This is a genomic window from Streptomyces sp. NPDC045955, assembly GCF_056430805.1.
This window is the reverse complement of record NZ_JBWKKY010000039.1, coordinates 1-26,775: the sequence shown is the minus strand read 5'-3', so window position 1 is coordinate 26,775 and position 26,775 is coordinate 1. Positions and strand designations below refer to the sequence as shown.

Genomic DNA, 26,775 nt, shown 5'->3' with positions numbered 1-26,775 from the left:
TTTCCCTTTTTTTTTTTCCCTCTCCCCCCCCCCTCCCCCCCCCCCCCCCCCCCCCCCCCCCCCCCCCTCCCCCCCCCCCCCCCCCCCCCCCCCCCCCCCCGACAACGGTACGCCCAAAGCATGCCAACGCGACGCCCGTATCCGAGCGATTGGTCCGATGCCCGCTGGGAGTTGATCCAGCCGGTCCTGCCGGCCTGGCGCTTCGAGCGCCGCGGCCGGGCCCAGGACTTCGGGCGACCGCCCGTCCATGACCTCCACGAGATCATGGAAGCGATTCTGTACGTGGACCGCACCGGAGTGCAGTGGCGCTACCTGCCGCCCGACTTCCCGCCCTGGAAGACGGTCTACGGCTACTTCGCCAAGTGGCAGAAGGACAACGTGTTCGCCCAGCTCAACGACCTCCTGAGAAAGTTGGCGCGGCAGAAGGAGGGCCGGAACGCAAGCCCATCGGCCTGCGTGATCGACACACGGAGCGTCAAGACCTCCACCAGCGTCCCCGCCTCGAGTCAGGGCACGAACGCGGACAGAAGACCGTCGACCGCAACCGGAGCATCGCGACCGACACGATCGGTCTCCCGCTCGCGATGCTGCTCACCACGGCCAGCGTCCAGCACTCCGTGACCGGCACCCAACTGCTCCCCCAGGTCGCCGCCGCCCACCCCACGATCCGCAAGGTCTGAGTCGACGGCGACTACCCCAAGCACTTCACCGAACACGCCGCCACCCTCAGCATCGACCCGGAGCTCTCTCCCCCCCCCGGCACCCCCGGGACCAGGGAACTCACCCCCACACCGAAACGGCGGGCGATCGAGCAGACCTACGGCTGGCTCACGCTCCACCGCCGCCCAGACCGCCACTACGAAACCCTCCCGGCCCCATCCCAAGCCATGATCCACCTGGCGATGACCGCCCCCATGGCCCGCCGCCTCACAGGCGAAACCACCATCTCCTCACGTGACCCGACACCACCGGATCAAATACGCCAGAGGGAGCTCACCGGCCCCTGGGAGGGCCTCGGCCGCCCCATGCCCCGACGCACCCTCGACCACGGACTCGAACTGGCCGCGGAACTCGACGAGGCTCTGGCCGACACCCCCGCTCCGACGCGCGGCACTGGGCCGCTGGATGCCCGGCCGGTGCAGACGGCCCGCGCTCTGATGGACGCCTTTCGGGCCAGATGCCAGCCCGGCGAGGTTCGGAACCGGCCGGCGAGCCGCAGCATTGTCCACGAACTCGCCGAGCGGCACCCGCGCACCAGCGGCGTGCGCCAAATGCAGACCGCGGTGGCGACGGCCAGCTGATCCGGCAGTCCTGGGTACACCCACCATTCGGGTTGGCCGCATTGGACGTGCTTGCGGACGCCAGTGAGATCGGTGCCGAGGACGCGTGCGGTCTGGTGGGCGGTGAGGTGACCGGGTCGGATCATCTGCGACTCCGTAACCCCATGCTGCGGCAGCGCGCTGGTTGGAGTATCAGCGGTCGCGGCCCTCAGCCCACATACCTAGCGTCGTGAGCAAAGACCGACCAGCAAGAGAGGAGGGCTGGCGGATGCCCGTCCTTGCGTATCACCACAGCCCTGACTGGACCCAGGAGCTCTACCAGGCGACCATCGACCAGGTCATTCCTGACACTAACAACCTGCCGAGTGGGATGATCGCCCACTACGCAGCACCGCTGGAGGGAGGCGGTTGGCAGGTTGTCGATGTCTGGGAGTCTGCGGAACACCACGACCGCTTCCTTCGCGAACGGGTGATCCCGGCCGCCCAGGAACTCAACGCGCCCCCCTTCAAGACCGAAATGACCGAGCTCTACAACTCGCTGGTCGCTTAGCAGCGCTCGCCGCACTGCCTTGTGGGCAGCAGACTGTCTGGAGCCTGTTGCAGCGTCGGTCCGTAGAACGGACAGAAATGAAGGGCCCTCATATCCTGTAAGTCCTCTCTGGCCTGTGGCGGGCATCGGCCGGAAGCGGGAGGATGCTCCCCCTCTCCGGAGTGGACTTTTACTTTGGGCCGGGCACTGCTGGCGCCCCCCCCCGGGGGCACCAGCACCTCGATTCGCAGCGTTCACCGCGGTCCTGCCCCCCCCGCCGGAAGCGCCATGGCTGCTCGATCGTGGGCAACCCGCAGTTCGCCCAGCCGCTGACGGAGGAGGATCTCCGCAGTACGGCGGCCGACAGCATCTGCGGCCAACTCGGCAGCCTCTTCGACGCGGTGACCGCCGCGCCGAAGAGGCTGCCTCATTCGCGGCGGCGTCCTCTGCTACCGCCTGAAGGCGACGACCGAGGGCCGGGAGATCGCGGTGACCGAAGAGCCACTCCTCGAGCCAGCCGGCTTCGATGACCTGCTTACGGGTGCGGGAGAAGACGGGCGCGGCCATTCCGACGAGCTTGGCCAGGTTGGCGGCGGTCTCGCGTGCTTCCCCGGCCCGTGTCCTGGAGCTGCTGGACCCGGAGTTCACCGAGATTGGTGCTTCCGGACGCCGGTGGGATGTGGAATCGATCCTCACGGTGACGAGCGGTGGCTCGGTGGCCCCGGAGTCTCCGGTCAAGGTTAGTGAAATGTCTGGAGTCGTCCTCGCTCCAGGCGTCGTTCATTTGACGTACTTCGCCGACAACCAGGGCCGTCGGGCATGGCGGAGCTCTTTGTGGCGTCTGACGGCGTCGGGCGGCGGATGTACTTCCACCAGGCCACCTTGACCGGATGAGCGGGTGGGACCGCCGCCCCCAAGGGCGGCGGCCGCCCAGCCGAATCGGGCGGCTTCAGCTGGCTGTGGCTGGCGCTTCCGCTCGCGCGCGGGTGCCCTGAGCGCCCGCGCCGGGCGCCTGTGGCTCAGTCGCCGTACAGCCATCTGCCGTACCCGGCGCCGTCCACCAGATGGTGTAGGCCGAAGGCGCCGGGGAACAGCACACGACGACGCCCGCATCGCCTTCAAGATCGCCGCAGACTGTGCCGAGGAGGCCAACGACTGGCACCTGCGCGCCAAGGTCTTCTCCTTCCTCGCACGACAGGCCATCTGGATCGGCGACCCAGACACAGGCCTGACCTACGCGGAGAAGGCCTCGTCCGAGCCGACCGGCTCACACCGACCATCCAGGCCATGCTGCACACGGCACGCGCTCGGGCCTTCGGAAAGATGGGCGACATCGGCGGCGCGATGTCTGCCGTCGGGGCCGCCGACGACGCCTTCGCGAGGTCCAACCCGCAGGATGACCCACCCTGGATGGCGTGCTACAACGAAACCCAGCACCACGGGGACACCGCACACGCGCTGTACGACCTGGTCCTGTTGAAGGACCAGGGCCCCGGACAGGCCAGCCGGCGCTTCGAGATCGCCATCGAAGGCCACGACGGCGCATACGCCCGCTCGCGCGCAATCTCCGGTACGAAGCTGGCGAGCCTTCTGATGGCCAAAGGCGACCCGCAACAGGCCACGGCCATCGGCCACCAGGCCCTCACGAACGCCGGCCACCTGACCTCCCGGCGAGCTACGGATGACCTGAAGGAACTCGACCGGTTCGCCGCCCGGCACCGCCGCATCCCCGAACCCACCCGCGGTGGCGCGCACCCGTGCCAGGGCTGGACCCTGCACCCACACCTGGAAGCCACCGTCCCCGTCGGCCGCGTCGTCAACCCCGTCTCCAGCACGAACTGGGAGGGCACCGGTGTGCAGCCGGACATCCCTTGCGCCGCTGCTGACTCCCTCGACCACGCTCACGCCCTGACCCTCGCCCGACTGGCGGGCTGACCCAGTCCAGCTCATCGACAGCACTGCGCGCAGCGCCTCCCCCACCCACGCCAGCGACTGACTCCGCCGGCGGAGGCCCCCGTCTCCGGCGGCCCCCAGCGCGCTCACCCCGCACGACCAGGTTCGCTGTCAACTGCCTGGATTGGATGACAAGGAACACTGCCCGCCGGCGGCCGGATGCTGATGACCGGCTGGTGGGCCAAGGCCCGGCGGTCGAGCGACAACCACAGGCCACAGGCCGACACCAGGGCCAACAAGCCGCCGATTTAACTCAGAGACGTTGGCCGCCTGGGGGGCGATACGGCCCGCAGCAGTTCCCACAACGGCTGTGAGCCCGACACCCACACGGCCAGCGTCTGGCGGTCCACCACATGCAGCCGTCGCTGCTTGGCGAAGTCCACAGCCGGGGCGGTCACCCTGCCGTTCGTCACGATCACCGCGACGTCCGCCCCGTGCACCGGCCTCGCTGTCCCGTTGAGCACCTGCAAATCCGGGGTGACCACTGCCGAGCCCCGCACCCCGTTGCGGCGGTGCTTGCACTGGATCACCCAGCGCCGCACGAGCGGATCCGTGGCCGTCACGTCCGCGCCCAGGTCGCCTCCGCCGCCGACCCGCTGCGCGTCCCGACAACCGTCCCGACGCCGGAGTGTTCCGTTCGCGGAGGACTACGGTGCTGCACAGCCAGCTCTCCCCCGCCAACGCGGCGGTGTTCCGGAGATCGCGAAGTTGCCGAACGGGCCCATCCTGTCCTCCCCGCCGACGCGGGTGTTCCGCGGCGGGCCGGCGTCCTGCCAGCCGACTCGTCGGCTCATCGGCCGTCCAGGTGAGCCTGCGCCCCGGCTTGGTGGTCCGGGCGTGTCGGGGCTTTAGCGTGCGGCCACGGAACGCACCCCGATGCCCGAGCCGCTGCGGCAGGCCCGGACATCGACGCCTTGGTGCCTCGCTCGCCGTGGGACCCGTGCGCTTCTTGCCCGGGTCCCACGCACCGCCCGCGTCAGGGGACGGTGTTGACGGTGACGTCGGTGTCCGGGCACTCGCCGGCGATCCGTCGCATGGCCGCCTGCTCAGCCATATCCACGGTCAGCTCCCACGCGAGCTTGATCACCACCTGATCCGACAGGTAGCGACACCGCTGGGAGGGGTTGTCGGGCACGATCCACGTGGTGACGTCCTGGTCGGACTTCTGCCGGTTGGAACGCTGACTGACCGCCACCAAATGACGGTCATCACCCAGGTAGTTGGCGTACCCCACGCGCCGCTGCCTGGTCCACTGCGAAGCGCCGGAGTCCCAGGCCTCCGCGAGCGGCACCATGTCGTCGATGTCGGTCTTGGTGACCTCGGTGTCGTCGTACCAGAAGTACCAACGGCCTCCGGTCAGGGTGCAGCGTCCGCTCACTGCCGGCGGCTCGATGGCCTCGGCCAGGAGGACCTCGGCCCGGGTGTTGCAGCCGTCGTGGTCGGCGTCGGTCCAGTCGCCGAAGGCCTGCGTGCGGTTGTAGCCGGTGCGGCCCTCCGCGGCGACGGGGATCGTGTTCACCGCGTTGACCAGCGCAGAGTGTAGGAAGGCTCCGCGGCAGCGGCGGCGGGCACGGTGTGAAGGGTGGACAGGACAGCGAGAGCGGCAGCCCCAAGGGCGCGCACAACGGTCTTGATGCCGTGGGCCCCGGCCGCTCCCGCTGACCTGCCATGGTCGGGCTGATGGTCGGGGCTGTGGTCAGGGCGTGTCGCCGGAGTAGTAGAAGCGGCAGCTCACACCCGGGCCAGGCATGCGCTGTTCGCAAGGGCGCGGGTCGTACAGCGATCGGCCACCAGGGAACTGGCATAGCTCGGTGGACAGGGCCGCGCCGTCGTCGACTTCCTCCGGCCGCCAGCCTGTGATGTCCAGCAGCAGTCCGTCCAGCGGCCCGCCTATGAGCGCGGCGTACGTCTGGCGCGGGAGCGGGCCCGGGTTGGGTTCGTCGTGGTCGTGGCCGTAGACCCGGCCGCGTAGGAGCTGCTCATCTCCGTTCATGCGGATCAAGCTTTCAGCGGCCACCGACAACGGGGGTGGGGCGGCGGGCCCGGCCTGGGTGGCCGGGCCCCCGGTGCTCACCGTGCCTTCGGCAGCGCGTCGAGGTCGAGGCGGTCCTCGCCGTGGCCGTCGACCCGCCACACCGGCTGGTCGGGCCCTTGCCGGGTGAGCTGTTTCAGGGTCGTGGTCGCCACGGACGCGGCGGGCACGCATCATGGGAGGCGGCCTCCCAAGGACGGCACGGCGTAGGTCTCCTGCCAGTGGCTGCGCGGAGCCCAGGCGGCGTTGCCGCGTCCGCTCGCGGAAAGCTCGGTATCCAGCCCGGAGGCTCCGCATCGACCGGCTGCTCGATGAGGCACACGAAACTGCCGACCCGGTGCGCCTGATGCGCGTCTTCGGGATCTCCGACACGACCGCACTGAAGTACGTCAGAGCAGCCCACCCCCACCGATTCGGGCCAGAGCCCACCCAAGCCTGATCGGCAGTCCCGAACCCGGGGTACAGCCGAGATACGCACCAAAGGGGCACGATGAGTTGATCTTGATGCGACTTCGCACGTGGTCAGCACAGTGAAGCCGCAGTAAATGCGTACACCTCGCCCTGGCGGCCGGAACGGACCGCCGCAGGTCACGATGATCACGGTAGGCGCTCCGTCGCAGTGAATCCGGCATTTACTGCGGTATCTCTCACCGCAGCCCTGAGCATTACGCAGTGCTACACGCCACCTGGCCGTAGCTAAACGAGAACGGGGCCAGAACGGAAGACGCCTGTCGGTACTCGGCAGCGGCGGGACGGGGGCCGCAACCTGCGCCCGTAGCCAGCGCTTTTGTCCCGGCCCTCGGACGAGCAGCACACGGCGTCTTACCGATCGGCACCGAGCTGCTGCCCGAAGCCATCGACATCCAGCACGGGCAGCGCCTCCCGAACCGCCCGAGAAGCGCTGCTCCTCGTCATCGACAGAGCCACCGGCTCGCCGAATGGGGTCGCGGTCGACGACAGCAGCCGCCACGGGACCGTGACCCAGGTGCCCTCGCGGTGGACACGCAGCCAGACGAGCCGGATGTCGTAGGCGTTGACCGCCTGGATCGGATGCCACCTCCGCGCGGTAGATGGCATCCGACTGGCCGGGCGCCGGAACCAGCTACGCGCTCTGGGTCAGCAGACCGGCGTCGATGACCTCAGCGATAAGGGTGGCGCCGCGGCTGTTCTGGTGGATGTGGTCGGTCGTGAGCACGAGACCTCGCCGCCGCGAGATCGTGTCGAGGCTGCGGCGCAGCACTGCGTGCTGGACGAGGACGCCGACGGCCGCTGCGGGCGTCACCTCCCGGTATGAAATCGGCGGCGGGTCCGCTTGGCGCAGTTCCTCGATCTGGCGTTCGTGGAGCGGAAGGTAGGCCACCTCGTTGGTGGCGGCGACCTCGGCGATCATTCGGCTGTACGCCTGCGATGCCTGTGCCGCTGATCCGTCGAGTTGTTGGCCGAGTACCGGTAGCGACAGCAGACCGATCGTCGCGTCGGTCTCCGCTCGCAGCCGTGCGACGACGGCTCCCAGGCACTGTTGGAACCAGCCGGCCGACGGGCGATCGGGGAGCTGTTTGCGCTTCATGGCCTGCTCGACGGGGTAGCCGGCAAGGCACGCTCGGGCGTCGTTGGTCCCGATCAACACGGTGATCACATCGGGTGGGTTCGTGACGACGGCATCGAGGCGCTGCAAGAGGTTGTAGGCGAAGTCGCCGTTGGCGCCGAAACGGGCAAGCTGCACGTCACCGGGAGGGTGGCGTCGTCCGAGAAGATCCAGGTAGTCGACGCTGAACTGCGCGCGGGTGAGGCTGTCGCCGAGGCAGGCGATGCGTGTCGTCACGGCGCTTCCTCCGGGCTGGGCGTGCCGACGCGTTCGGTCGGGCGGGTGTCGGTCCGAGGACGGTGGTCGGTGCCGAGGGTCGCAGTGATGGCCAGGGTGGACGTCGGCCCCTCCATGTCGACCACGTGCCATACCCCGGCCGGGTTGATGGTGGCCTCGCCCTGCCCGAGCAGAACGCGGTCGGGGACCCCGTCCACGTCGCGGGTGACCGTCACGGACCCGCTGAGGCAAACGACCAGTTCGTCGCCTGCAGGGTGGCTCTCCCAATGGTCGCCGATCCCGTCACCGTCGAAGATCATCACCATCCGGCCCTCGGCGCCGTCTGCCGCGACCGCGGCGCTGTAGGCCTGGAGCACCTCCGGGTCCCAGGTGAAGCCCTCGACGGGTTTCGCTCTCGATCCCAGTCCGAGGTGCACGGGGGTGGTCCGCAGGTCCATGGCATTGCGTTCGTGGTTGACGAGTCTCATGCCGACGATCGTCCACGCCAGCGATCGGGCGGTCTTGAAGAAAAGGGAAGAGAAGCCGACGCGACGGGCGGACGGTTGGCGGCTACCCGGCTCCGAGGAGGACTTCGCTGCGACGCCAGACCGTCGGCGATCGGCCCGTGAACTCGCGCCAGTCCCGCACGAGATGGGCCTGGTCGGCGTAGCCGGAGACGGTTGCCACATCGCTCCACGGGAACGGGTCCTGCGCCGCCGCCAGTTCGTGCGCGTGCTCGAAGCGCAAGACTCGGGCGAAGGTCTTCGGCGACAGGCCCACCTCACCGCGAAACCGCTCGGTGAGGTACCGACGGCTCCAGCCGAGTTCCGCGGCGACCGCACCAACCTGGACGCAACCCCGCGCGGCGACGAGGCGGCGCCACGCCTCGGCTACCTCGGGGCGCACCCAGCGCACATGGTCGCCGCAGGCGCCACGGCCGACAGCTCGGAGGAGCAATTCGTCCAGCGCGGTGAACCGCGCCGCCCATGTTGTCGCCGATCGGAGCCGGTCGACCAGCTCGACGGCAAGCGCTCCGAGAAGCTCGTCAAGTGGGACCAGTCGGTGGGCGAGTTCGGCGGCGGGCATGCCGTAGATGGCCCGAGCCCCGAGCGGTGTCAGCGATACCTGAACACCTTGCTGGCGTCCGTCGTGGTGAATCGCGACGGACCGGCACATCAGACCGCCGGCCACGCTGCCGAATCGGGTGACCGGTGACCCGTCGTCAACGCCCGCCGCCACCTCCAAAGGATCTGACAGGCTGATCACCGCAGTGAGCGCGCGGCTCGGCGGGCCACAGTGCACCCCCGTCGGGAGCCCGCGGAGGTCGAAGCCGACATACGAGTCGACGTACTGCCGCAAGACAGGCGCCGGACGTGCACCGATCCCGGTGGCCGTGTGGTCCTCCATTTTCGTCAGTGTACGAGCCGCCCAGACCAGGAAGATCACCATCCGAGGACTGATCACCGCCGTTTGCAGCTGGTGACGCGGTTCTTACCGGCACCCCGTCACGCAGCGCTAATGTCCGTTGGCCGTAGCTATACGAGAGCAGGGCCGGATCAGAGAGCAGTGGTATGCAACGGGCCAGCATCTCCTCGGGGTCGCCCAAATAGCGCCCGCCGTGAAGGTCGAAGGCCCGCGGGCCGGCGGTCGATACCGGCCGGGATCGCGAAGTGCCCGATCATCATCAAACCGTCCGCCGGGTACTCGACCGTACGCGTCGTAATCGCCGTCATGAGAACGGACTGTAGTGATCGTCGAGCCCGGCCCGGCCGCTGTTCTGCCGCTGGCAGAACAGCGCGCGTGTCCCTCTGAAATGCGGGGGCCGAGCCATCAGGGCTTCAAGATCATCTCGTTGCCCCTTTGGCGCGTACCTCGGTCACACCCCAACCCATCGGCTACTCCGCCAGCGGGCGCCACGTCCCCCTCCGGTTCCCCGCGATTCCACCCCGAGAATCCGCGAACCCGTCGGCTTGGCCCGGGTCAGGGGGCTATAGCTGGCCCTGCTCAGGCTGGTACTGGCAGGGCCACTTTTGCGAAGCACGGGTCGGCTCGGTGCCTCCACACTAGGGACATGGACCGCAGCAAGGAGATCGCCGCCTTCCTCCGAACGCGCCGTGCCGCGATCTCTCCAGAACAGGCAGGGCTCCCATCGGACGGGCGTGTGCGTCGCGTGCCCGGACTGCGCAGGGACGAAGTGGCGCGCCTCGCCGGGGTGAGCACCGAGTACTGCACGCGCCTGGAACAGGGACGGGCCGGCAACCCGTCGACGGAGGTCGCCCTCTCCCGCTCCCTGCGGCTGGACGCGTCCGAGCGTGAGCACCTCACCAACCTGCTGCTGCCGGGCCCCCACGCCGTCCGTCGGGCGCCCGCCCGGCCCCAGCGGGTGCGGCCAGGCCTGCACCTGATGCTCGACACCCTCGGACATGCCAGCGTTCATCCTCGGCCGGCGCACCGACGTGCTGGCGGCCAACCACCTCGCCAAGGCCGTCCTGACCGACTTCGATGCTCTACCGGCGACCCGGCGCAGCCTGGCCCGCTCTTACCTCCTGGACCCGCAGGCCCGGGAGCGGGTGGGTGACTGGGAGAAGATCGCCGCGGAGACGGTGGCCATCCTGCGCCTCGAAGTCGGCCGCTACCCCAGCGACCGGCAGCTGGCCGACCTCGTCGGAGAGCTCACCTTGCTGTCACCCGAGTTCTCGGGATGGTGGAACGACCACCGGGTGCTGCGCCGTACGCACGGTGCCAAGCAATACTTCCATCCGGTCGTGGACGAGATGCACTTCTCCTACGAGTCCTTCCAGGTCCCCGGCGATGGGGAGCAGACGCTGTGCGTCTACAACGTCGAATCCGGCTCCGACACCGCCAGAGCCCTTCAGCTGCTGAGCAGCTGGACCGCGCCGGCATTCGCTACGCCCGACGCTCCACCCACACCCTGAGAGCCGCTTCGCACCGGACTCCTCCAGACGTGGGTTCCCGGCGAACCGCTGGACCACGGCACGATCAGCCGCGGCGCCCACGCGGCCGACACACTGGCTGGTTCCCTCAAAGCACTCCACATAGCGTTGTCACGTTGTTGGGTGTGTGACTGCCTGACGGCGCGTCGGGGCCAGGGCTTGGGAGCCGGGCCTGTGGTCAGGCCGTGGTAGGCCGGTCGGCGGCGCCGGTGATCTGGTCCCAGATCGCGAAGCGGATGCTCATCTCGGCTCGGTGGGCGGCTGCGGTCATCAGGTGTCGGCGGGGCCGGAAGTGGGGCGAGATGCCGCTGAACGCGGACAGGAACCGCTGAGCCCCACCCACGGAGCGGAAGCATTTCATCGCTCGCTCGCGCTGCCTGGTTGGCTGGTGGCTGTCTCAGCCCGGTTGTTGAGGTACTTCGGCTGCCGGTGCTCTACGCAGGGCATGACCTCGCGGTGGGCCGCGCCGTAGGAGTGGACCTTGTCGGTGACGATCGCCCGCGGCACCATGCGGGTCTTCTTCATCAGCCCGCGGAAGAAGCGCCTGGCCGCGGCCTTGTCCCGGCGGTTCTGCACGAGGATGTCCAGGACGTTGCCGTCCTGGTCGACGGCCCGCCACAGATACTTCTCGTCCCCATTGATCTTGAGGAAGACCTCGTCCAAGTGCCATTTGCCACCAGGCCGGGGCTGCCGACGGCGCAGCGCGCCTGCGTACCGCTGCCCGAACTTGGCGTACCGCTGCCCGAACTTGGCGCACCGCTGCCCGAACTTGGCGCACCGCTGCCCGAACTTGGCGCACCAGCGGCGCACCGTCTCGTAAGAGACGGTCACGCCGCGCTCGACCATGAGTTCCTCGACCTCGCGGAAGGACAGAGGGAAGCGGAAGTACAGCCACACACAGTGGGAGATGACCTCGACCGGATACCGGTGCCCCTTGTACGACAGCGACGTGCTCCCCACGGACGACCTCTCCCAGCCCTATCAACCAGAAGATCATCCCACCCGGTCAGCCAACGTGACAGTGCCCTCAGCTGCGCTGCCCGGTTCGTCGCTCGTAGTCGGCGAAGCCGTCCTCGACCGTCGGCAGCACCAACTCCACCCGGAAGTAGGGCACGCTCCACAGGGGGCTGTCGCGCAGACCCTCGAACAGATCGGACCACGAGGTCAGGTCGTTCGTCGTCGCAACAAGAACGTCGGACGGAGCGGCGGCCCATGCTTCAGCGTCGAACCACCGGACCTGGACAGTATCGTGTTTGGCCAGCAGCGGCTGCACATGATCGGCGATGATCTTCTGACGCTCAGGGCGCCCCAGCGCGAGCCACGCGGGCAAGGCCGTGAGGTGGACGAATATGGTGAACCGCGGCTGCGGTTGGACGGCACTCATACGCCCCATTGTGGATCAACCATGTCGGCGAACGCCCCCATAGAACCACCCGCTCCGCAGTGGTGTCAGTTCAGACTCGTCGACATGTGGTGTCGGTTCTCGCTCGGCTGCGGCTCTGGGCCGAAGGGGCACGACCGCAGCACCGGCGGCGGTGTCGGCGTCGCTCGAGTTCAGCCGCCGCCGACAGGCGGATGAGGGCGTCGGCCAACGAGGCCAGCGCTAAGTTGAGAATCCTTGGATTGGCGGGCTGCTCTTGCGCCTTGGGTTTCGATCATGTTCAAGTCAGGGGTGGGGTTCCTCGCGTTGTTCGGGCTCGGCTGGTGGCTGCTGGGCTCGAGCGCATTCGACGGGTTGATGCGGCAGGTCCTGGTCCGTAGTTGGCTGTGCCGTCATGATGGGGCTGATGCTCGCCACGCGCCGTTTCCTTGCCTCGTCGGCAGGGGGACCATTCCCCGTTGGCCGACGTCGGCGGTTCAACCAGATCAACGGGCTCCAGTGGCTGCTGATCATCGCCATCGCCGCAGTCTGCCGTCACGTCGGGGTGCCGGTGCTTATTCCCCCGCTGATCGCGTTTGTCGTTGGGCTCCACTTTCTGCCGTTGGCGGCGGTGTTCGAGCAGCCCCGACTGCGAATACCGGCGGCCCTGTTGATCGCTTCCGGGGCGGCGGGCATGACCGTCTGGCTCACGAACGGCCCGGACGAGACCGTTCGCCTCGTGGTGGGCCTCATTTCTGCGCTCTCCCTGTGGGCCATGGCGATAGGGACACTCGCAGGGGCGGCATCAGCTACCGGGCAAGGGCCAGGAAATGAGGGATCTGACGGCGCGTGACAGCCACCCTGTCTTGGTGACAGAGCGAGTACGCGTGCGTGAGATCGACGATGACGAGGGGCGGCTGCTGCTGCGGATCATCCGCAGGGGCACCGGGTCGGTGATGACCTGGCGGCGGGCCCAGGTGGTCCTGCTGTCCGCTCAGGGCAAACCGGTGGCCGAGCTGCTGGCGTTCTACAATTTCCTCCGCCGAGCACTGGATCCATCTGCGCACGACGAATCCGATCGAGTCGACCTTCGCTACCGTCCGGCTGAGAACCAAGGTCACCCGCGGCGCCTGCAGCGCGACCGCCGCCCTGGCCATGGTATTCAAACTCGTCGAGTCCGCCCAGGCACGCTGGCGAGCCGTGAACGCACCCCACCTCGTCGCTCTCGTCCGCGCCGGCGCCCGTTTCGAACGCGGCCACCTGGTCGAACGCCCCGAGACCCTGGCGGCCTGAACAGCTTCGTCTTGTCCGCAGAAGGCGAGTGGATCTCAGGAATCCGTGCGCCGTATGTGCAGATGGCCATCGAGAGGGAAGGTGGGTGGCGCTGCGGGCAGGACTCTGTCGAAGCCGTAACCGCTCTTCTGCGCAATGCGGCACGATGCCGGATTGTCTTCCTGGTGAAGGAGTTCAAGACGTTCCAGCCCGTCCGCGCCGAAAGTGTCGAAGGCCCAGCCGGTGAGAACCTCAAGAGCGCGCGGGGCCACACTCCGCCCCCGCTCATGGGCTGGTGTCCAATATCCCACCTCAGCAGAGGGTTTGCCGGACGCGACTTCCTTGAGGACTACGTTGCCCACCAACTGTCCGCGAGCCACATCGGGGTGTCCCTCAAGGACGGCAAAGCCGAACCGGTCCCCTGCTGCCCAACCATGTTGCTGGGCCCGCACCCACCGTGCCCCGTCAGCCTTGTTCTCCAGGGGCGTGCTCGTCCAGTGGCGCAAAGCGGAGTCCTGGAACGCCTCGCCCAGTGCATCAACGTCCTCCGCGCACCAGGGTCGAAGAACGAGAGCGAATCGCCTCCGCCGTCGTGGACATCGAGTTCCGGGCCGCCGACCAGCTCTGACCGCAGCATGATGCCGTAGACGGGGCTCGCGGCTGTTCGAGATCTACAGGTCGAACTCCAGGTGCTCGATGTCCGTGAACCGGACCTCCTCCAGGCTTCCGGCGCGGCGGCCGCCGTCCTGGAAGTACACCTCCTTGAGCCCTTCGGCCGCGATCTCCCGCAGCTGCTGGTCGCTGGCTCCGGCCTCCTGGGCCTCGAAGAGACGGGCAGCGTAGCGAGGCGGCAAGGCGACGGTCAGGTGCCGGATGCGGTCCTGGTCCGTCGACCCGATCGGCGCGGTGTAGCCGAGCCGGGCGCGGGTGTCGATGACGATGCCGCCGGTCGTCGCCGCCTGCTGCCGGGCCTTCGCCCGGATCTGCGGCTGCCACCGTGCCTTCACCTCGCGCTCCAGGCGCGCGGCGAGGTCCGGGCGGGGCTTTTTGATCTGGTCCTTCACATACCGCTCGACGGTGCGCTGGGAGATGCGCAGCATCTGGGCGACCGCCTTGGTGGTCTTGAGCTGCTTGACCAGGTACCGCATCTGCGCGGGCGCGCTCTTGGGTGCCGGGCGGGTGAACGCCTTGTGGACCGCGGCGTCCAGGCCGTCCCCGAACAGGCTCATCGTCGCCTTCTCCTACTCTCCGTTGTCTACGTCGGTGACCGTGCCGTCCTTGATGTACCGGGCGAGGTTGAGCTCCGGGGCGTCGAACCGCTCGCGGACCTCTTCGCCCCACAGGACGCTCTGGGTGCCTTCGTGCTTGACCAGGCCGGGGTTGATGCCGAGCTTGAAGCCGCCGGGCAGTGGCTTGCCGTCGCGGTAGGGCAGGAAGTCCAGCGGGCTGGTGCCGTCGGCCGCGTAGACGACGCAGTCGGACAGGATCGCGATCGGGTACTGGCCGGTGAACGCCGCGTGCTTGACGATCTTGCGGTGGAGGTTGATGCGGGTGCGGGAGATGACCGCGGCGCGGATGTCGGGCCGCCAGGTCGGGCGGGACAGCGCCCGCCAGGGCTGGCCGGGCCGCCAGCCCTCACCGCGGGGGCGTTCGCGCAGCTTGCCCAGGCCGCCCTTCACCGTCGCCTTGACCGCGGAGACGACGATCGCCAGCTGGGGGTCGCGCTCCTTGTAGCCGTCCATCGCGGCGAGGAAGTCGGCCGGTGCCATGTCCGCGTCGACGCCGAGGTCGGCCATCGTGGCGAGGTACGCGTCGCGCAGCCGCTGGTACCAGGCGTCCAGGTAGCGGCCGTTGTCGTAGCGGACGTACGCCTCGATGGGCGTGACGTCGTAGCCGAGCTCCACCGCGTACGCCACGGTGGGCGTGGCGTACCAGGCCGGGCCCTCGGGGCGCTCGCCCTTCGGCGTGAACGGGCTGGGCAGCAGACTGGCGTCCAGGTCCGCCCACTTGTCCTTGCCGACCTTCACGCGGGACAGGTCGACGTGGGAGAGGTCGACCAGCCATGAGCCGGGCAGTTTCGGGTCGAACACCGGGGCCTTGACGTGGGTGGGCGCGCCGAGGCCGACGACCAGGCCGTTGGCGCCGGCGGCGAAGGCCATGTTCACGTCGATGCCGACCAGGTGCCGCAGGGTGCACTCGGCATCGGTCATCGGCCGCGCCCAGTCGTACGCCTCCTCCAACAGCTTCTCGCCGGGGCCACGGACGTGGAAGCGCGGCAGGTCCTTGAGGAGCGGGTGCCCGTCCGGCGCCTCGCACGGGGCGCAGTCGACCGGATCCTTGCCCAGGCTGCCGGGGTTGTGCTCGGAGTGCCGGCGGCCGTCGGCGTCGGGCTCGGAGGCGCGGGTCGGCGGGTGCAGCGCGGTCATCAGCTCCAGGCCGGTGACGGCGGTGGAGCCGCGCGGCGTCATCACCCGGTAGGCGTACACGCCCAGCACGCGGGCGAGTTCCGCCGGCGGAAGCTGTGCGGCCTCGCCCCAGTGACGGGAGTCGAGCGCGTGCCAGGAGGGGATGCACAGCTGCACGCAGGCACGTTCCGAACCGGTGGCGGGGCGGTAGATCCGCGCCCACGGGCCGAACCCGCGCTTGGTGAGCTTCCAGTCGGCGCGTGCCAGCTGCTTGATGACCTTGTGGTCCTCCGGGATCCGCCCGGCGAGCCGCTCCTCCGGCGTGAGGGCGACCGGCAGGCCGTAACGCTTAAGCGCGGCCTCGGTGAGCACGAGCAGCGGGTCGGCGTCCTTGCCCGGACCGGACAACTTCGGCGCTCCGAGCTTCGCCTCCTTCAGCGTCCACTCCACCAGGGACGGCAGGCTCTTGGCGGGCACCTCCAGGACCAGGCCGCCCGTGCAGTACGCCAAGACTTGCCCCTCGGCGTCGACGTCGACGACCGCCAGCGGACCGTTCTCGAACCGCGGGTCCGTTCCACCCGCAGGAGTCGCGGCCGGGGCTGCCTTCCGCGCGGCCGGACGGCGCGACGCCGGCGACGGCCTGGCGGTGCGCGCCGGACGTGACGCCGGGGCCGGAGCTGGGGCGACGGGGGCAGAGGTCTGGGTGTTCTCGGTCGCAGTCATGGCCGCAGCCTTAGAGACCGGCGCCGCGGCAGCCCGGACTTCCCGAGCGGGGGCGGGCTCGCTGGTGAACGTCTCGGGCACCGCCGTGTCCTGCTCGGGTGCGGCGGAGTTGGTGGGGGCGGGGTACAGCTCCGCGAGCTGCTTGAGCATCCGCGCATACGCCTCGCGTTCCGGCGGCCGCGGCTCGGTCTTACCGGCCTCCCAGCCGGACACCGTCGCGCGCCGAACGTCCAGGGCTGAAGCCACTTCGTCCAGCGTCAGGCCGTGTGCTTGGCGCAGCCGCTTACGTTCCGCCGGCGGCGGCAGCGCAGACCGGGACGCGACCAGCGCATCGATCCGATCGAACAACTCGGACATGGAACACCTCCTGAGCAACACCCTAGCCCGGCACCGTACAGATAGCGCACTTTTGCCGTACCTGTTGCGTGCAGAATGCGTCCCGATGGACGCCGATGCTGGGGTCCTGCCCTGTGCCCCGTCCTCGCTTCATCTCGGTCCGCGCGCCGCGGCCGCTGCGGGGCCCGGGAAAGACAGCTCACCAGCTGCCGGTGCCTTCGGGTGACCCCGGCCAGGCGAAGGAGCCGAAAGGAAGCATGCGAAAAGGAATCAGCTCTCCACGACCGTTCTCGTGGAACCGGCTTGCTCGGATTGCGCTGGGCATCGTTGCGAAAGCGCCCGCCCGGGACGGCGAACACGAGACCGTGGTGGAGTGACCCCGGTCCACTGCGCACCGCTCCCCTGCAGGGGGGAGACGACCTCGTCGCTGGTCTGCCGCATCGCGAGCCGCTACGGGATGGAAGCGAAGGTGCGGGTCGTGCTGGCACTGGCGCAACCACCAGCCCGGGCACGACGGCGGGGGCGCGCGGGCCGACGCCGAGGTGCTGCTGAACGCAGCCGGACGGCAGCTCCTGGCACGCCGGTGCGGCATTGAACAGGACGTGCCGGCGCGGGCGTTGCCGTCCTGGGGACAACAGGACGCCAAGCTGCCCGCCGAGGAGGCCGGAGCGCCGGCGGCGGCGTGGCGGACCGGCGGCGCGGCCACCGGGCCGGCCGCCTTCGGCTGCCGCCTGTGCACGGCCCGTCGAACGGGGACGGCCGTGGACGTGGTGCGGTACGCGCCGCGATGGGAGCGGGTGTGTGTCCGGCACCGGCGGTGGCTCCTGGACGCGGACGCCGACCAGCCACTGGAGCATCTGGACGTGCGGCACCTGCCGGGGGTGGTCGCGGTGCAGCGACGGTGGGCCAAGGTGGCGCGGCGGGCGGCGCGGCGCCGGGGCCGAGCGGGAGGTGGGCGCCGTGGACGAAGGTCGAAGGGGCCGCCGGGCGAAATGTCCGGCGGCCCCTTCGATGTCCCTTCATCCCCCTTGGGCGCTACGGTTTCTCCCCCGTCACCCGGCGCGTGTCGCGGTCACCACGATGCGTTGTGTGGTCGGCAGCAGGGCAGGCGTCTGCGTGGCCTCGTCGAACAGGACGGCCGCGGCCGCATCGCCGAGTTCCTCGGCCAGAGCGTCGCGTCGCCGCAGGATTTCCTCGTAGACGGCGATCTGCCGCTCCCGCCAGCCCTCCACGTGCAGCCGGTTCACCTCGGTAAGGCCGGCGGCTTCGAGGAACCAGCCGTAGTCCAGGTACTCCGGCTGCCAGGTGCTGAAGACGAGTCGGCCGCCGGGGCGCAGAACGCGGGCGATCTCGCGGAACGCGGCCACCTTGTCCGTGATCATCCACAGGACGTCGATGCTGACGGCGGCGTCGAACGTGTCGTCGGCCTCGCCGGTCCCGGTGAGGCTCGCCGCCGTGAAGCGGGCCCGGCCCCCCAGGCCGAACTCGGCCACCCGGGAGCGGGCCTCGGCAACACCCTCGGGAGCGATGTCGATGCCGACCAGTTCGGCTCCCGCCTCCCGGGCCAGCCACATGCCCGGACCGCCGCGTCCGCAGCCCAGGTCGACGAGCCTGTCCCCGGGCGCCAGCTTCAACTGGCCGGAGATATAGCGGAGTTCGGTTCGGGTCAGGAAGCCGAAGGGGTCGATGTCCTGCGGGTAGTCGGCGCCGTAGGCCTGCTGGTAGATGGCCCTCAGCGTGGGACTCTTGGACTGGTTCTCCAGGACGGGCCGGTAGCGGGCCTCTGCGGCGAGGGTGTCGGTGGCCTGGGTCATGTCGGGACTCCCGTTCCGGTGAGCAGGGTGAAGGGCGGCTCGTGCGCGAGGTAGAAGTGGTCGCCCGGCACGGTCAGGTGCTGGAACGGACCGTCCGTCACCTCGCGCCATGCCTCGGACTGGACGGTGCTCACCTGCGGGTCCGCGTCTCCCACGATCGCGGTGACGGGACAGGTCAGCCGCGGCTCCGGGTGGTACTCGTAGGCGTCGAACATGCGGAAGTCGCCCAGGACGTACGGCAGGACGAGGTCCCGGAAGTCCGGGTCGGCCAGGAGTTCGGCGTCCGTGCCGCCGAGGGCCAGCAGCTGCGCGGTGACCGCGTCCGGGTCGTCGTACACGTCGGCTGAGCCTTCCGGCCGCACGCGGCTCAGGCGCGGGCCGCGGGAGCCGGAGGCGTACAGGTGCGACGGGCCGGCTCCCCGTGCCTGGAGCAGCCGCGCGGTCTCGAACGCGACGACCGACCCCATGCTGTGGCCGAAGAGCGCCACCGGCAGATCGTCGCCCGTCAGCGGCTCGACGGCCGCGGCGATCTCCTCGGCCATCGCCGTCAGGTCGGTCGGCGGCGGATCGCCGATGCGCGCGGCGCGTCCCGGGTAGCAGACCGTATGGACCTCCACCGAGGGCAGCGCGGGCCCCCAGTCGCGGAAGAAGGAGGCGGAGCCGCCGGCGTGCGGGAAGCAGAGCAGGCGCTGCCGGGCGTACGGGCGGGGGCGCGGGCAGTGCAGCCAGGTCATCGGGGCTCCTCCTGGCCTGCAGGGCCCGCGGCCCGCACCAGGTCCGCGACCAGCTGGGTCTGCCCTGCCAGGGTGCGGGCCGCCATCAGGTCGCGAGGAAAGGCCTGGACGCCGAGATCCTGCGCGATGCGGCGGGCCAGCCGCGTGATCAGCAGCGAGTCACCGCCCCAGTCGAAGAAGTCGGCGTCCCCGGGGATGTCCGGGTGGCCCAGGTACTCCTGCCAGAGGGCGGCCACGAGGAGGTGGGGGGCCGACGGGACGGACGGCTGCGCGGGGGCCGCCGTGGCCGTCTGGGCGGTGGCCGACGCCTCCGGTGCGATCAGGGCCGGACCGTGGAACGGGTAGGACGGCAGCCGCGTCAGCCGGCCGGACGCGCACAGCGGTGTCACGTCGACCGCCGCGCCGGCCGACCACAGGTCACCGAGGGCTCCCAGCATCTCCTCGACCGGGTGCCGTCCGCGTCCCGGCGACAGGGGTACGGCCGTCAGTCCGGCCGCCTCGGCGGCAGGCGACAGGGCCCGGCCGGGACCGACCTCGACAGCGATCGCCTGCGGGAAGCGTTCAGCCAGCTCGTCCAAGCCGGGGCCGAACAGCACCCTGGCGCGCATCTGCGCCACCAGCGACGCGGGATCGATGCGGCTTCCGGTCATGATGAGTTGTCCCGTGACGTTGGAGACGTACGGAATCCTGGCGGGGCCCGTGCGCAGGTTCCCGGCCGCCCGGCTGACCTCGTCCACCGCGGGGGCGAGCAGGGAGGTGTGGAAGGCGTGGCTGGTGTGCAGGCGGCGCGTCGCGACGCGGTCGGCGAGCCAGGTACGGAACGCCTCGACCCGGGCCGTCGGGCCCGCGACGACGCAGCTGTCGGGTGTGTTGACCGCCGCGATCTCCAGCTCGCCCCCGATGTGCGGTGCGGCCTGCGCGAGCAGGGCCTCGGCCTGCCGTTCGCTCACCGCCACGGCGAGCATGGCACCCGGCGGGCAGCTCTGCATCGCACGCCCACGGGCCGCGACGAAGGCGGCTGCCGAGGGCAGGTCCAGGGCACCGGCCAGGCATGCGGCGGTGATCTCGCCGAGGCTGTGACCTGCCAGGGCCACGGGTTCGACGCCCAGTTCCCGCAGGGCCTGTGCCGCCGCGTACTCGGCCGCGAACAGCATGGGCTGGGCGAGTTCGGTCCTTGTCGTCCCGGCCGCCGGGTAATCCGGGTCGTGGAGCGCCGGCCTGAGCCGTCGCTCCAGGTCCGGGCCGAACGCCTGCAGGCATTCCTCCAGTACGTCGGCGAAGCCCGGAAGCACCTGGGCGAACGGACGGGCCATGCCCGGGTACTGGCTGCCCTGGCCCGGCAGCAGGAAGACGACCGGAACCGGCCCCGAAGCCCGTCGGCCGGACGGCGCCGCCGCCTTGTCGGGCACGCGATCGGCCGCCTCCGTCAGCCGCCGGGCCACCTCCGCCGGCTCGCGGCCGGTTACCGCGAGCCGGTGCGGGAGCCTCGCCCGCCCGGCCGCGAGGGTATGGGCGGTGTCGACGACCGACGCGCAGTCCTCGCCCCGGGTGAGCGCGGCGGCCAGACGGCGGGCCGAGTCCCGCAGGGCGCGCGGGTTCGCGGCGGACAGCACCAGGAGACGGTCGGCCAAAGGTGCCGGCCTCTGGGGGGCCGGACGCGCCGGGGGCTGTTCGAGGACCACGTGGGCGTTGGTGCCGCCGACACCGAAGGAGCTGACCCCGGCGCGGCGCGGCTCGGGGCCGTCCCAGCCGCGGGCGGCCGTCGGCACGGTCAGCGGTGACCCCTCGTCCAGCAGGGGGTTACGGCTGTGGAAGCCGGCCACCGGTGGCACCTTGCCCTCTCTGAGGACGAGCAGCGCCTTCACCAGGGAGACCAGTCCGGAAGCGGCGTCCAGGTGCCCGATGTTGGCCTTGACCGCGCCCACCGTGATCTGACCCGGGCAGGCGCCGATCCCGCGGTAGGCGGCGGTCGCGGCCGACCACTCGATGGGGTCGCCGATCCGGGTCCCGGTGGCGTGCGCCTCCAGGTAGCCCACCGAGTCGCCCGGCACGTCCGCGGCGGACATCGCCGCCCGGATCACCGCTTCCTGGCCCTCGGCGGACGGGGCGTGGTAACCCGCCTTGGCCGCACCGTCGTTGTTCACCGCGGAGCCGAGAATCACCCCGTGCAGCGGCGCGCCGTCCTTGAGCGCGTCCTCATAGCGGCGCAGTACGATGGCGGCGACGCCCGAGCCGCCCAGCGTGCCGTCGGCTTCCGCGTCGAACGGCCGGCAGATGCCGTGGGCCGAGAGGATGCCGCCGGGCACGTGGAGGTAGCCGGCCTGTGGGTGGCCGACCGCGGCGGCGACCACGACGGCCTGGTCGCACTCGCCCTGGAGCAGCGACTGCACCGCCAGGTGCACCGCCACCAGGGACGACGAACAGGCCGTCAGCACGCTGAGCGCGGGGCCGGTCAGGCCGAGCCGGTAGGCGATGCGGGTGGCCATGTAGTCGGGCTCGTTGGCGCGCAGCGCCTGCTCGACACCGGCGTGGTCCAGCGTGCCGGAGGTGAGCATGGCGCGCAGGTAGCCGCTGCTGCTCGCGGAGGCGTACACGCCCGTGGTCGAGCCGGGGGCGTTCGGCGCACAGCCGGCGTCCTCCAGCGCGGCCCAGGCGGCCTCCAGCATCAGCCTGTGCTGTGGGTCCATCAGCTCGGCTTCCCGCGGGCTGATGCCGAACACCTCGTGCTCGAAACGGTAGGGGTCGGCGAGCGCCCCGTGGACGGGCACGTAGCCGGGGGTGGCACAGAGGTGGTGCGGCACGCCGGCCGCCGTCAGTTCCTCGGCGTCGAATCTGGTGGTCAGCACCTCGCCGCCCAGGACGGAAGCCCACAGGGACGCGATGTCGGGCGCGCCGGGGAACCGCCCCGACATCCCGGTGACGGCGATGTCCAGCGAGCGGTCGCGTGTCAGATGTGCTGCGGTCACCTGGCCTCCTCCAGACGGGACGCGCGCTTCCTGCGGGCCTCGAGGGCCAGGCTGCGCCGGTCCCGGCCACGCGGCTGCGAGACGACGGAGCCGTCGGTGCCGCCGCTGTCACGGACCAGGCCGGCCTGGGCGGTGACCGTGGTGTGCCGGAACAGGTCGACGGGGGAGGGCCGTACGCCCGTATGCGCCTCCAGGGCGTCCTGGAGCCTGAACATCAGCAGCGAATGCCCGCCGAGGTCGAAGAAGTTGACCGCCGGGGGCACCTCCGCAATCCCCAGCACCTCGGCCCACGCGGCGGCAACGCGCGCCGTCAGGTCCGCGGTGGCGGGGGTGGGAGCGGGGGTGACCGGGGCGGTGGGCGACTGCGCAGCGTTGGTGGCGGTCGCTGTCGCTGCGGTGGTGGTGGTCGCGGTCATGGTGGCGGTGACGGCCGCGGTGGCGGTGACGGCCGGCGGCTGCGCGGCCGTGGCGGCGAGTGCCGCCCGGTCGGCCTTGCCGTTGACGGTGCGCGGGAATGAGTCGAGGATCCGGAACCGCGAGGGGAGCAGGGCGGGCGGCAGCGTCCCCACCAGCGCCGCGCGGAGGCGCTCCGGCTCGGTGCCGGGCGGCGCGAGGACGAAGGCGACGAGCGAGGTGCGGGTGCCGTCCGGGACGACGACGGCGTCGCGGACGTCGGGGACGCGGCCCAACGCCGCCTCCACCGCGCCGAGTTCGACCCGGTGTCCGCGGATCTTGACCTGGTGGTCCCGTCGGCCCAGGAACTCCAGCGTCCCCTCGGCGCTCCAGCGGACGAGGTCGCCCGTGCGGTACATGCGCGCCCCGGTGCCGGTGAAGGTGTCGGGGACGAAGGCGCGTTCAGTGGCGTCGGGCCTGCCGAAGTAGCCGCGGGCGACTCCCGCGCCGCCGATGACGAGTTCGCCGGTCACTCCCCGGGGCAGCAGGCGCTGTTGGTCGTCCAGGACGTAGAGCGCGGCTCCCGGCACCGGTCCTCCGATGTCCGGGCGCGCGGTGCGCCTGACGTGCCGGTAGCTGGCCCAGACCGTCGTCTCGGTCGGCCCGTACTCGTTGACGAGTGAGACCTCGTCGCCGAGCACGCCGAAGTGCCGTGCCGGCAGGCTCTCCGGCAGTGGCTCACCCGCCACCGTCACGGTGGTCAGCGAGCGCAGCCGATGGGCTCCCAGGCGTTCGGCCGCGTGCAGCAGCACACCGTGCAGCGAGGGGACGCACAGCAGGTGGGTCACGCCGTGCTCCTCCACGAGAGCCACCAGCCGTTCCGGGTCGCGTACCTCGTCGGGCCGCGCGACCACCAGCCGGCCGCCCGCTGTGAGCGTGCCCCACAGCCCCGCCACGGAGGAGTCGAAGGCGAGCGGGGACACCAGCAGGAACACCGGCCTGCCCGGGTAGACGGTGCGCCTGGCCAGGGTCGAGGCAGCCAGCTGACCGTGTTCGACGACCACGCCCTTCGGCTCGCCCGTGGTGCCGGAGGTATAGATCAGGTAGGCCGCGTCGTGTGCCGCGCGGGCAACGGGCGGGGGCGCCGGCGTGGCGGGCTCGGCCAGTACGGGCAGGGGTCCCGCCGTGCAGGCCTCGGCGGGCACGGGCTGGGGTCGTGCCGGGTGTGCCGTGCTCGCCTCGGCGTCCTCGGCGTCGATGGTCCGCAGGCCGAGGGTCGCGGCGCGCGGCTGGAGCCCGCCGGTGGTGACTACGGCGGCCACCGAGGCGTCGGAGAACACCGCCGCCACCCGCTCGTCCGGATGGGAGGGATCCACCGGCACGTAGGCGGCGCCCGTGCGCAGGATGCCCAGCACGCCCGCGACCATCGCGACGGAGGGCTCCGCGAGAACGCCGACCCGGTCGCCCGGGACGACTCCGAGGTCCTGGAGCCGCCCGCTCACGGCCCCCGCCCACGCGTCGAGCCCGGCGTAGTCGATCCGGCCCGTGCCGGACACGACCGCCACGTCTCCCGGGATCTCGGCGGCGAGCCGCCGCACCGACACGTGCACCGGCTCCGGCTCCGCTTCGGCGAGAAGGGCGCCGCGGCCCAGGGCGAGCAGCTCTTCTCGCTCGGCGCCGATGACCAGGGGGATGTCGTCCAGCAGACGGTCCTCGGCGGCGGTCAGCGCGCTCAGCACCGTACGCACCTCTGTGAGGAAGCGCCGGATGTCCGCCTCGGCGTACCGGGAGCCGTCGTACTCGGCCGTGAGCTCAGCGGTGTCGTCGTGCTCCCTGAGGCCGGTCGTCAGCTCGTGTCCGGTGCCGGGAGGGACGGGCGCCGGGGTCGAGCCGGCGGCCGTGTGGCGGAACAGCACGCGCCGGGCAGGCAGGTCCCGTTGCCCGGAGAGCCTCGCCACGCTCTCCTCGCAGGAGCGCCGGATCTCGGTGAGCAGGGCGGAGCGGGTGGTGGCTCCGGCCGGTATCCGCGCCAGCACCGGCACGGCCTCGGCGCAGTCCTCGGTGAAGGTGTCGATCACGGCCGGGGCGGTGCCGTCGCGGCGGGCCAGGACCACGGCGAGCGCCGCGAGTCCCACCGTGTGCGGCGTGGTGGCGTGCCGGCGGGCGGTGTCGCGCACGGCGTCGGTCAGGCTCACCTCGAGCGGCAGCGTCGTCGAGCGCACCGTACCCGCGTCTCGCGGAGCTGAGGGACCGGCGTCGGGGAGACCGAGCGGATGCCGGGCGCAGGTGGCGCGCACCTGGTCCGCCCACCGGTCGTGCGTCTCCTCCTGGGGTGCCGTGGTGGGTGACCCGCTCGGACCGGTCGGGGAGATGCTCGCGTCGGCCGGGGATGTGCACCCTTCGGATGCGGGGGAAGGCCATGCCATGGGAACTCCTTGGATGCGGTCGGTGGCGGGCAGCGGAGACAAGGCTCCTGGCGTGGGGCTGCGGTCGATCCGGCGGCAGGGCCGATGTGGTCCGCCCTGCGGAACGCTAGCCATCAGGCACAGTCGTTGGCAATAAAGTTTCCAGAGTTTGACAAGAGGAGCTTGGCGCTCCGCATTAATCTCGTCAAAATTCCGGGCGATTTCTGGCAATCTCCTTGCCCGCGTGATCACCGACGGCTAGCGTTGTCGCCAGTGACTACCGTGTCGCTGAGCCTTGCCACCTGTGCGGGCACACACGAGCCCGCTACCTGTGCGGGCACAAGAGCCCGCTATCTGTCCGGGTACATCCGTCAGACAGCAACGGGGGGCACGCACCACTCATCCGATGAGGGGTGGAGTGTGTCCTTGTGGGTGCGGCCATCCCTATACAACTGGTGGAATGAGCATGGTGGAACAGCCTGCTTTCGGGCGCCGCCTGAAAAAGCTGCGTAAGGAACGGGGCCTGTCACAGGTCTCCGTCGCCGGTGACGGCATGTCGACCGGCTATCTGTCCCGGCTGGAGTCGGGAGCGCGCCAACCGACGCCACGAGCCGTCGCCTACCTCGCCGAACGCTTGCGGGTGGACCCGTCCGAGTTCGACGAACCGACCGACGGACCCGTGGTCCAGGCGCTGACGCTGGCCATCTCGGCCGACAACGACGAGGCCCTGCAGGACGTGGCCGCCGCGCTCGAACGGTCGCCCTCGGTCGATCCGGCGCTCCGTTGGCAGGCGCTGTGGCTTCTCTCCGGTGCCGCCGCCCGGCGTGGCGCGCGAGCGGAGGAGGTCACGCTCCTGGAGCAACTGGAGGCGACCGCTGAGGAGTTGATGCTCCCCGAGCTCCAAAGCCGGAGCCGCACACGGCTCGCTCGTAGCCTGCGCTCGCTCGGTGAGATACCCAGGGCCCTGGAGACCGCGCAGGATGCCTATCGGCTGGCCCGCGACCACCGGTTGTCGGTCCAGGACACGGGCTCGGCGCTGCTGGCGCTGGTGTCGGTGGAAGCGGAGGCCAGCCGGCTGACCTCCGCCAGGGCACACGCCGACGAACTCGTGGCTCTCGCGGAGGGACGTGCCGACACGCTGCGGGCCGAAGCCCTGTGGGCGGCCGCGACGGTGAGCTTCCGGCAGGGCGACCCGGAGGCCGCTCGCCTGCTGCTCGAACAGGCCATGAAGGAGTTCGACAGCCATGTCGACCTGGTGCTGTGGATGAGACTGCGCCTGGCCGCGGCCTCGCTCCACCTCCAGCTCTCACCCCCGTGGCTGGCGGAGTGCCGCCGGCGCCTGGACGAGGCCGAGCCCGCTCTCGGCCTGGTCGGCACTCCGGTGCTGCGCCAGGAGATGCTGACGTTGCGGGTGCACCTTGCCTTCGCGGAGGGCCGGTACGCGGAAGCCCGGGCGGCACACGACGAACTCGTGGTCGACGAGCTGGCGCTCACCTACCGCGATCGCATCCGGCTCGACATCCTGCACAACCGGCTGCTGATCCTGGAGAACCAGGATCAGCTCGGCATCCGGCAGTTGCGGCAGCTCGGCGAGCAGGTGCAGCGGACGTCGAACATCGATCTGGCCGCCGAGATCTGGCGGGTCCTGGCGGAGACCCTCGCGGCGGCGCGCGGAGACGACGCCGCGACCCGCCCCTGAGGTCAAGTGACAGCTGTAGAGGCATAGTTGAAGGACGGCCGTGGGGGGGGGGGGGGGGGGGCACGAAGCCTAGCAGGGCGAGCACCCGGCGCGCGAACACGGGAGGAGCAGGGTATGGA

At 70.6% G+C, this 26,775-nt stretch carries 19 protein-coding genes and 10 pseudogenes; 11 read left to right on the top strand and 18 right to left on the bottom strand.

Annotated features, from left to right (window positions below):
- Positions 1-120 precede the first annotated feature (120 nt).
- The 3 genes and pseudogenes from AC07F0_RS39535 to AC07F0_RS39525 form a co-directional block, all read left to right on the top strand.
- A pseudogene (locus tag AC07F0_RS39535) lies at positions 121-959 on the top strand (IS5 family transposase); the annotation flags it as partial.
- 589 nt (positions 960-1,548) lie between these two features.
- On the top strand, positions 1,549-1,830 hold the full coding sequence (locus tag AC07F0_RS39530) for a hypothetical protein (RefSeq protein ID WP_478985125.1): 282 nt from the start codon (positions 1,549-1,551) through the stop codon (positions 1,828-1,830).
- Positions 1,831-2,335: 505 nt separating this feature from the next.
- Positions 2,336-2,695, top strand: coding sequence for a DUF4440 domain-containing protein (locus AC07F0_RS39525; RefSeq protein ID WP_478985124.1), 360 nt, complete (start codon positions 2,336-2,338; stop codon positions 2,693-2,695).
- Positions 2,696-2,828: 133 nt separating this feature from the next.
- Here the strand turns inward: AC07F0_RS39525 and AC07F0_RS39520 are convergent, their stop codons facing one another.
- The gene (locus tag AC07F0_RS39520) at positions 2,829-2,906 is read right to left on the bottom strand and encodes a DUF6336 family protein (protein WP_478985127.1); all 78 of its coding nucleotides are present in this window, start codon (positions 2,904-2,906) and stop codon (positions 2,829-2,831) included.
- A gap of 14 nt (positions 2,907-2,920) precedes the next feature.
- Here AC07F0_RS39520 and AC07F0_RS39515 point away from each other — a divergent pair.
- Positions 2,921-3,744 (top strand): annotated as a pseudogene (locus AC07F0_RS39515) (hypothetical protein).
- A gap of 266 nt (positions 3,745-4,010) precedes the next feature.
- On the opposite strand, the pseudogene AC07F0_RS39510 reads toward AC07F0_RS39515, so the two are convergent.
- The 8 genes and pseudogenes from AC07F0_RS39510 to AC07F0_RS39475 all read right to left on the bottom strand — a co-directional run.
- Positions 4,011-4,391, bottom strand: a pseudogene (locus AC07F0_RS39510) (restriction endonuclease); the annotation flags it as partial.
- 347 nt (positions 4,392-4,738) lie between these two features.
- On the bottom strand, positions 4,739-5,281 hold the full coding sequence (locus AC07F0_RS39505; protein WP_478985122.1) for an HNH endonuclease family protein: 543 nt from the start codon (positions 5,279-5,281) through the stop codon (positions 4,739-4,741).
- 177 nt (positions 5,282-5,458) lie between these two features.
- Positions 5,459-5,755 (bottom strand): hypothetical protein, encoded by a 297-nt coding sequence (locus tag AC07F0_RS39500; RefSeq protein WP_478985120.1) that lies wholly within the window; start codon positions 5,753-5,755, stop codon positions 5,459-5,461.
- 861 nt (positions 5,756-6,616) lie between these two features.
- The gene (locus tag AC07F0_RS39495) at positions 6,617-6,871 is read right to left on the bottom strand and encodes a hypothetical protein (RefSeq protein WP_478985119.1); all 255 of its coding nucleotides are present in this window, start codon (positions 6,869-6,871) and stop codon (positions 6,617-6,619) included.
- A 25-nt stretch (positions 6,872-6,896) separates the two neighbouring features.
- Positions 6,897-7,616, bottom strand: a complete 720-nt coding sequence (locus AC07F0_RS39490; RefSeq protein WP_478985117.1) for an SGNH/GDSL hydrolase family protein — start codon at positions 7,614-7,616, stop codon at positions 6,897-6,899.
- Complete coding sequence (locus AC07F0_RS39485) at positions 7,613-8,083, bottom strand: cupin domain-containing protein (protein ID WP_478985115.1); 471 nt, start codon at positions 8,081-8,083, stop codon at positions 7,613-7,615. Before AC07F0_RS39485 ends, AC07F0_RS39490 begins: the two co-directional genes overlap by 4 nt.
- Positions 8,084-8,165: 82 nt before the next feature.
- Positions 8,166-9,002, bottom strand: a complete 837-nt coding sequence (locus AC07F0_RS39480) for a helix-turn-helix domain-containing protein (protein WP_478985113.1) — start codon at positions 9,000-9,002, stop codon at positions 8,166-8,168.
- Positions 9,003-9,147: 145 nt separating this feature from the next.
- Positions 9,148-9,328: pseudogene (locus AC07F0_RS39475) on the bottom strand (dienelactone hydrolase family protein); the annotation flags it as partial.
- Between the two features lie 80 nt (positions 9,329-9,408).
- Here AC07F0_RS39475 and AC07F0_RS39470 point away from each other — a divergent pair.
- From AC07F0_RS39470 to AC07F0_RS39460, 3 genes and pseudogenes are all read left to right on the top strand, one after another.
- Positions 9,409-9,858, top strand: a pseudogene (locus AC07F0_RS39470) (hypothetical protein); the annotation flags it as partial.
- A 160-nt stretch (positions 9,859-10,018) separates the two neighbouring features.
- Positions 10,019-10,531, top strand: coding sequence for an MmyB family transcriptional regulator (locus AC07F0_RS39465; protein ID WP_478985111.1), 513 nt, complete (start codon positions 10,019-10,021; stop codon positions 10,529-10,531).
- A 21-nt stretch (positions 10,532-10,552) separates the two neighbouring features.
- Positions 10,553-10,654, top strand: a pseudogene (locus AC07F0_RS39460) (phosphotransferase); the annotation flags it as partial.
- Positions 10,655-10,727: 73 nt separating this feature from the next.
- On the opposite strand, the pseudogene AC07F0_RS39455 reads toward AC07F0_RS39460, so the two are convergent.
- Together AC07F0_RS39455 and AC07F0_RS39450 are read right to left on the bottom strand one after the other, a co-directional pair.
- Positions 10,728-11,509: pseudogene (locus AC07F0_RS39455) on the bottom strand (IS6 family transposase).
- 67 nt (positions 11,510-11,576) lie between these two features.
- A complete protein-coding gene (locus AC07F0_RS39450; RefSeq protein ID WP_478985110.1) occupies positions 11,577-11,933 on the bottom strand; it encodes a darcynin family protein in 357 nt (118 codons plus the stop codon).
- 403 nt (positions 11,934-12,336) lie between these two features.
- Here AC07F0_RS39450 and AC07F0_RS39445 point away from each other — a divergent pair, with 403 nt between their 5' ends.
- The 3 genes and pseudogenes from AC07F0_RS39445 to AC07F0_RS39435 form a co-directional block, all read left to right on the top strand.
- Entirely contained in the window at positions 12,337-12,762 is a 426-nt protein-coding gene (locus AC07F0_RS39445) for a hypothetical protein (RefSeq protein WP_478985108.1), read from the top strand.
- Between the two features lie 16 nt (positions 12,763-12,778).
- Positions 12,779-12,928, top strand: a pseudogene (locus tag AC07F0_RS39440) (IS630 family transposase); the annotation flags it as partial.
- A 22-nt stretch (positions 12,929-12,950) separates the two neighbouring features.
- A pseudogene (locus AC07F0_RS39435) lies at positions 12,951-13,202 on the top strand (IS256 family transposase); the annotation flags it as partial.
- 35 nt (positions 13,203-13,237) lie between these two features.
- Here the strand turns inward: AC07F0_RS39435 and AC07F0_RS39430 are convergent.
- The 7 genes and pseudogenes from AC07F0_RS39430 to AC07F0_RS39400 all read right to left on the bottom strand — a co-directional run.
- Positions 13,238-13,756 (bottom strand): annotated as a pseudogene (locus AC07F0_RS39430) (GNAT family N-acetyltransferase); the annotation flags it as partial.
- Positions 13,757-13,852: 96 nt separating this feature from the next.
- Positions 13,853-14,410 (bottom strand): telomere-protecting terminal protein Tpg, encoded by a 558-nt coding sequence (gene tpg, locus AC07F0_RS39425; RefSeq protein ID WP_478985107.1) that lies wholly within the window; start codon positions 14,408-14,410, stop codon positions 13,853-13,855.
- Between the two features lie 12 nt (positions 14,411-14,422).
- Entirely contained in the window at positions 14,423-16,666 is a 2,244-nt protein-coding gene (tap, locus tag AC07F0_RS39420) for a telomere-associated protein Tap (protein ID WP_478985105.1), read from the bottom strand.
- Between the two features lie 1,031 nt (positions 16,667-17,697).
- Positions 17,698-18,459 (bottom strand): class I SAM-dependent methyltransferase, encoded by a 762-nt coding sequence (locus AC07F0_RS39415; protein ID WP_478985104.1) that lies wholly within the window; start codon positions 18,457-18,459, stop codon positions 17,698-17,700.
- Positions 18,456-19,193: a thioesterase II family protein gene (locus tag AC07F0_RS39410; protein WP_478985101.1), complete on the bottom strand. Its 738-nt coding sequence runs from the start codon at positions 19,191-19,193 to the stop codon at positions 18,456-18,458. Before AC07F0_RS39410 ends, AC07F0_RS39415 begins: the two co-directional genes overlap by 4 nt.
- Positions 19,190-22,159 (bottom strand): type I polyketide synthase, encoded by a 2,970-nt coding sequence (locus AC07F0_RS39405; protein WP_478985100.1) that lies wholly within the window; start codon positions 22,157-22,159, stop codon positions 19,190-19,192. Before AC07F0_RS39405 ends, AC07F0_RS39410 begins: the two co-directional genes overlap by 4 nt.
- Entirely contained in the window at positions 22,156-24,978 is a 2,823-nt protein-coding gene (locus tag AC07F0_RS39400; protein WP_478985099.1) for a non-ribosomal peptide synthetase, read from the bottom strand. Before AC07F0_RS39400 ends, AC07F0_RS39405 begins: the two co-directional genes overlap by 4 nt.
- A 439-nt stretch (positions 24,979-25,417) precedes the next feature.
- On the opposite strand from AC07F0_RS39400, the gene AC07F0_RS39395 reads away from it, so the two are divergent.
- The gene (locus AC07F0_RS39395; protein ID WP_478985098.1) at positions 25,418-26,656 is read left to right on the top strand and encodes a helix-turn-helix domain-containing protein; all 1,239 of its coding nucleotides are present in this window, start codon (positions 25,418-25,420) and stop codon (positions 26,654-26,656) included.
- The last annotated feature ends 119 nt before the right edge of the window (positions 26,657-26,775 follow it).

What these genes read in the sequence shown, in the direction of transcription:
- AC07F0_RS39445 (WP_478985108.1), top strand. Translation starts at nt 12,337, where the DNA reads ATGCTCGCCACGCGCCGTTTCCTTGCCTCGTCGGCAGGGGGACCATTC.
- AC07F0_RS39450 (WP_478985110.1), bottom strand. Translation starts at nt 11,933, where the DNA reads ATGAGTGCCGTCCAACCGCAGCCGCGGTTCACCATATTCGTCCACCTC.
- tpg (WP_478985107.1), bottom strand. Translation starts at nt 14,410, where the DNA reads ATGAGCCTGTTCGGGGACGGCCTGGACGCCGCGGTCCACAAGGCGTTC.
- AC07F0_RS39400 (WP_478985099.1), bottom strand. Translation starts at nt 24,978, where the DNA reads ATGGCATGGCCTTCCCCCGCATCCGAAGGGTGCACATCCCCGGCCGAC.
- AC07F0_RS39480 (WP_478985113.1), bottom strand. Translation starts at nt 9,002, where the DNA reads ATGGAGGACCACACGGCCACCGGGATCGGTGCACGTCCGGCGCCTGTC.
- AC07F0_RS39530 (WP_478985125.1), top strand. Translation starts at nt 1,549, where the DNA reads ATGCCCGTCCTTGCGTATCACCACAGCCCTGACTGGACCCAGGAGCTC.
- AC07F0_RS39495 (WP_478985119.1), bottom strand. Translation starts at nt 6,871, where the DNA reads ATGCCATCTACCGCGCGGAGGTGGCATCCGATCCAGGCGGTCAACGCC.
- tap (WP_478985105.1), bottom strand. Translation starts at nt 16,666, where the DNA reads ATGTCCGAGTTGTTCGATCGGATCGATGCGCTGGTCGCGTCCCGGTCT.
- AC07F0_RS39485 (WP_478985115.1), bottom strand. Translation starts at nt 8,083, where the DNA reads ATGAGACTCGTCAACCACGAACGCAATGCCATGGACCTGCGGACCACC.
- AC07F0_RS39500 (WP_478985120.1), bottom strand. Translation starts at nt 5,755, where the DNA reads ATGAACGGAGATGAGCAGCTCCTACGCGGCCGGGTCTACGGCCACGAC.
- AC07F0_RS39525 (WP_478985124.1), top strand. Translation starts at nt 2,336, where the DNA reads ATGACCTGCTTACGGGTGCGGGAGAAGACGGGCGCGGCCATTCCGACG.
- AC07F0_RS39415 (WP_478985104.1), bottom strand. Translation starts at nt 18,459, where the DNA reads ATGACCCAGGCCACCGACACCCTCGCCGCAGAGGCCCGCTACCGGCCC.
- AC07F0_RS39410 (WP_478985101.1), bottom strand. Translation starts at nt 19,193, where the DNA reads ATGACCTGGCTGCACTGCCCGCGCCCCCGCCCGTACGCCCGGCAGCGC.
- AC07F0_RS39395 (WP_478985098.1), top strand. Translation starts at nt 25,418, where the DNA reads ATGAGCATGGTGGAACAGCCTGCTTTCGGGCGCCGCCTGAAAAAGCTG.
- AC07F0_RS39465 (WP_478985111.1), top strand. Translation starts at nt 10,019, where the DNA reads ATGCCAGCGTTCATCCTCGGCCGGCGCACCGACGTGCTGGCGGCCAAC.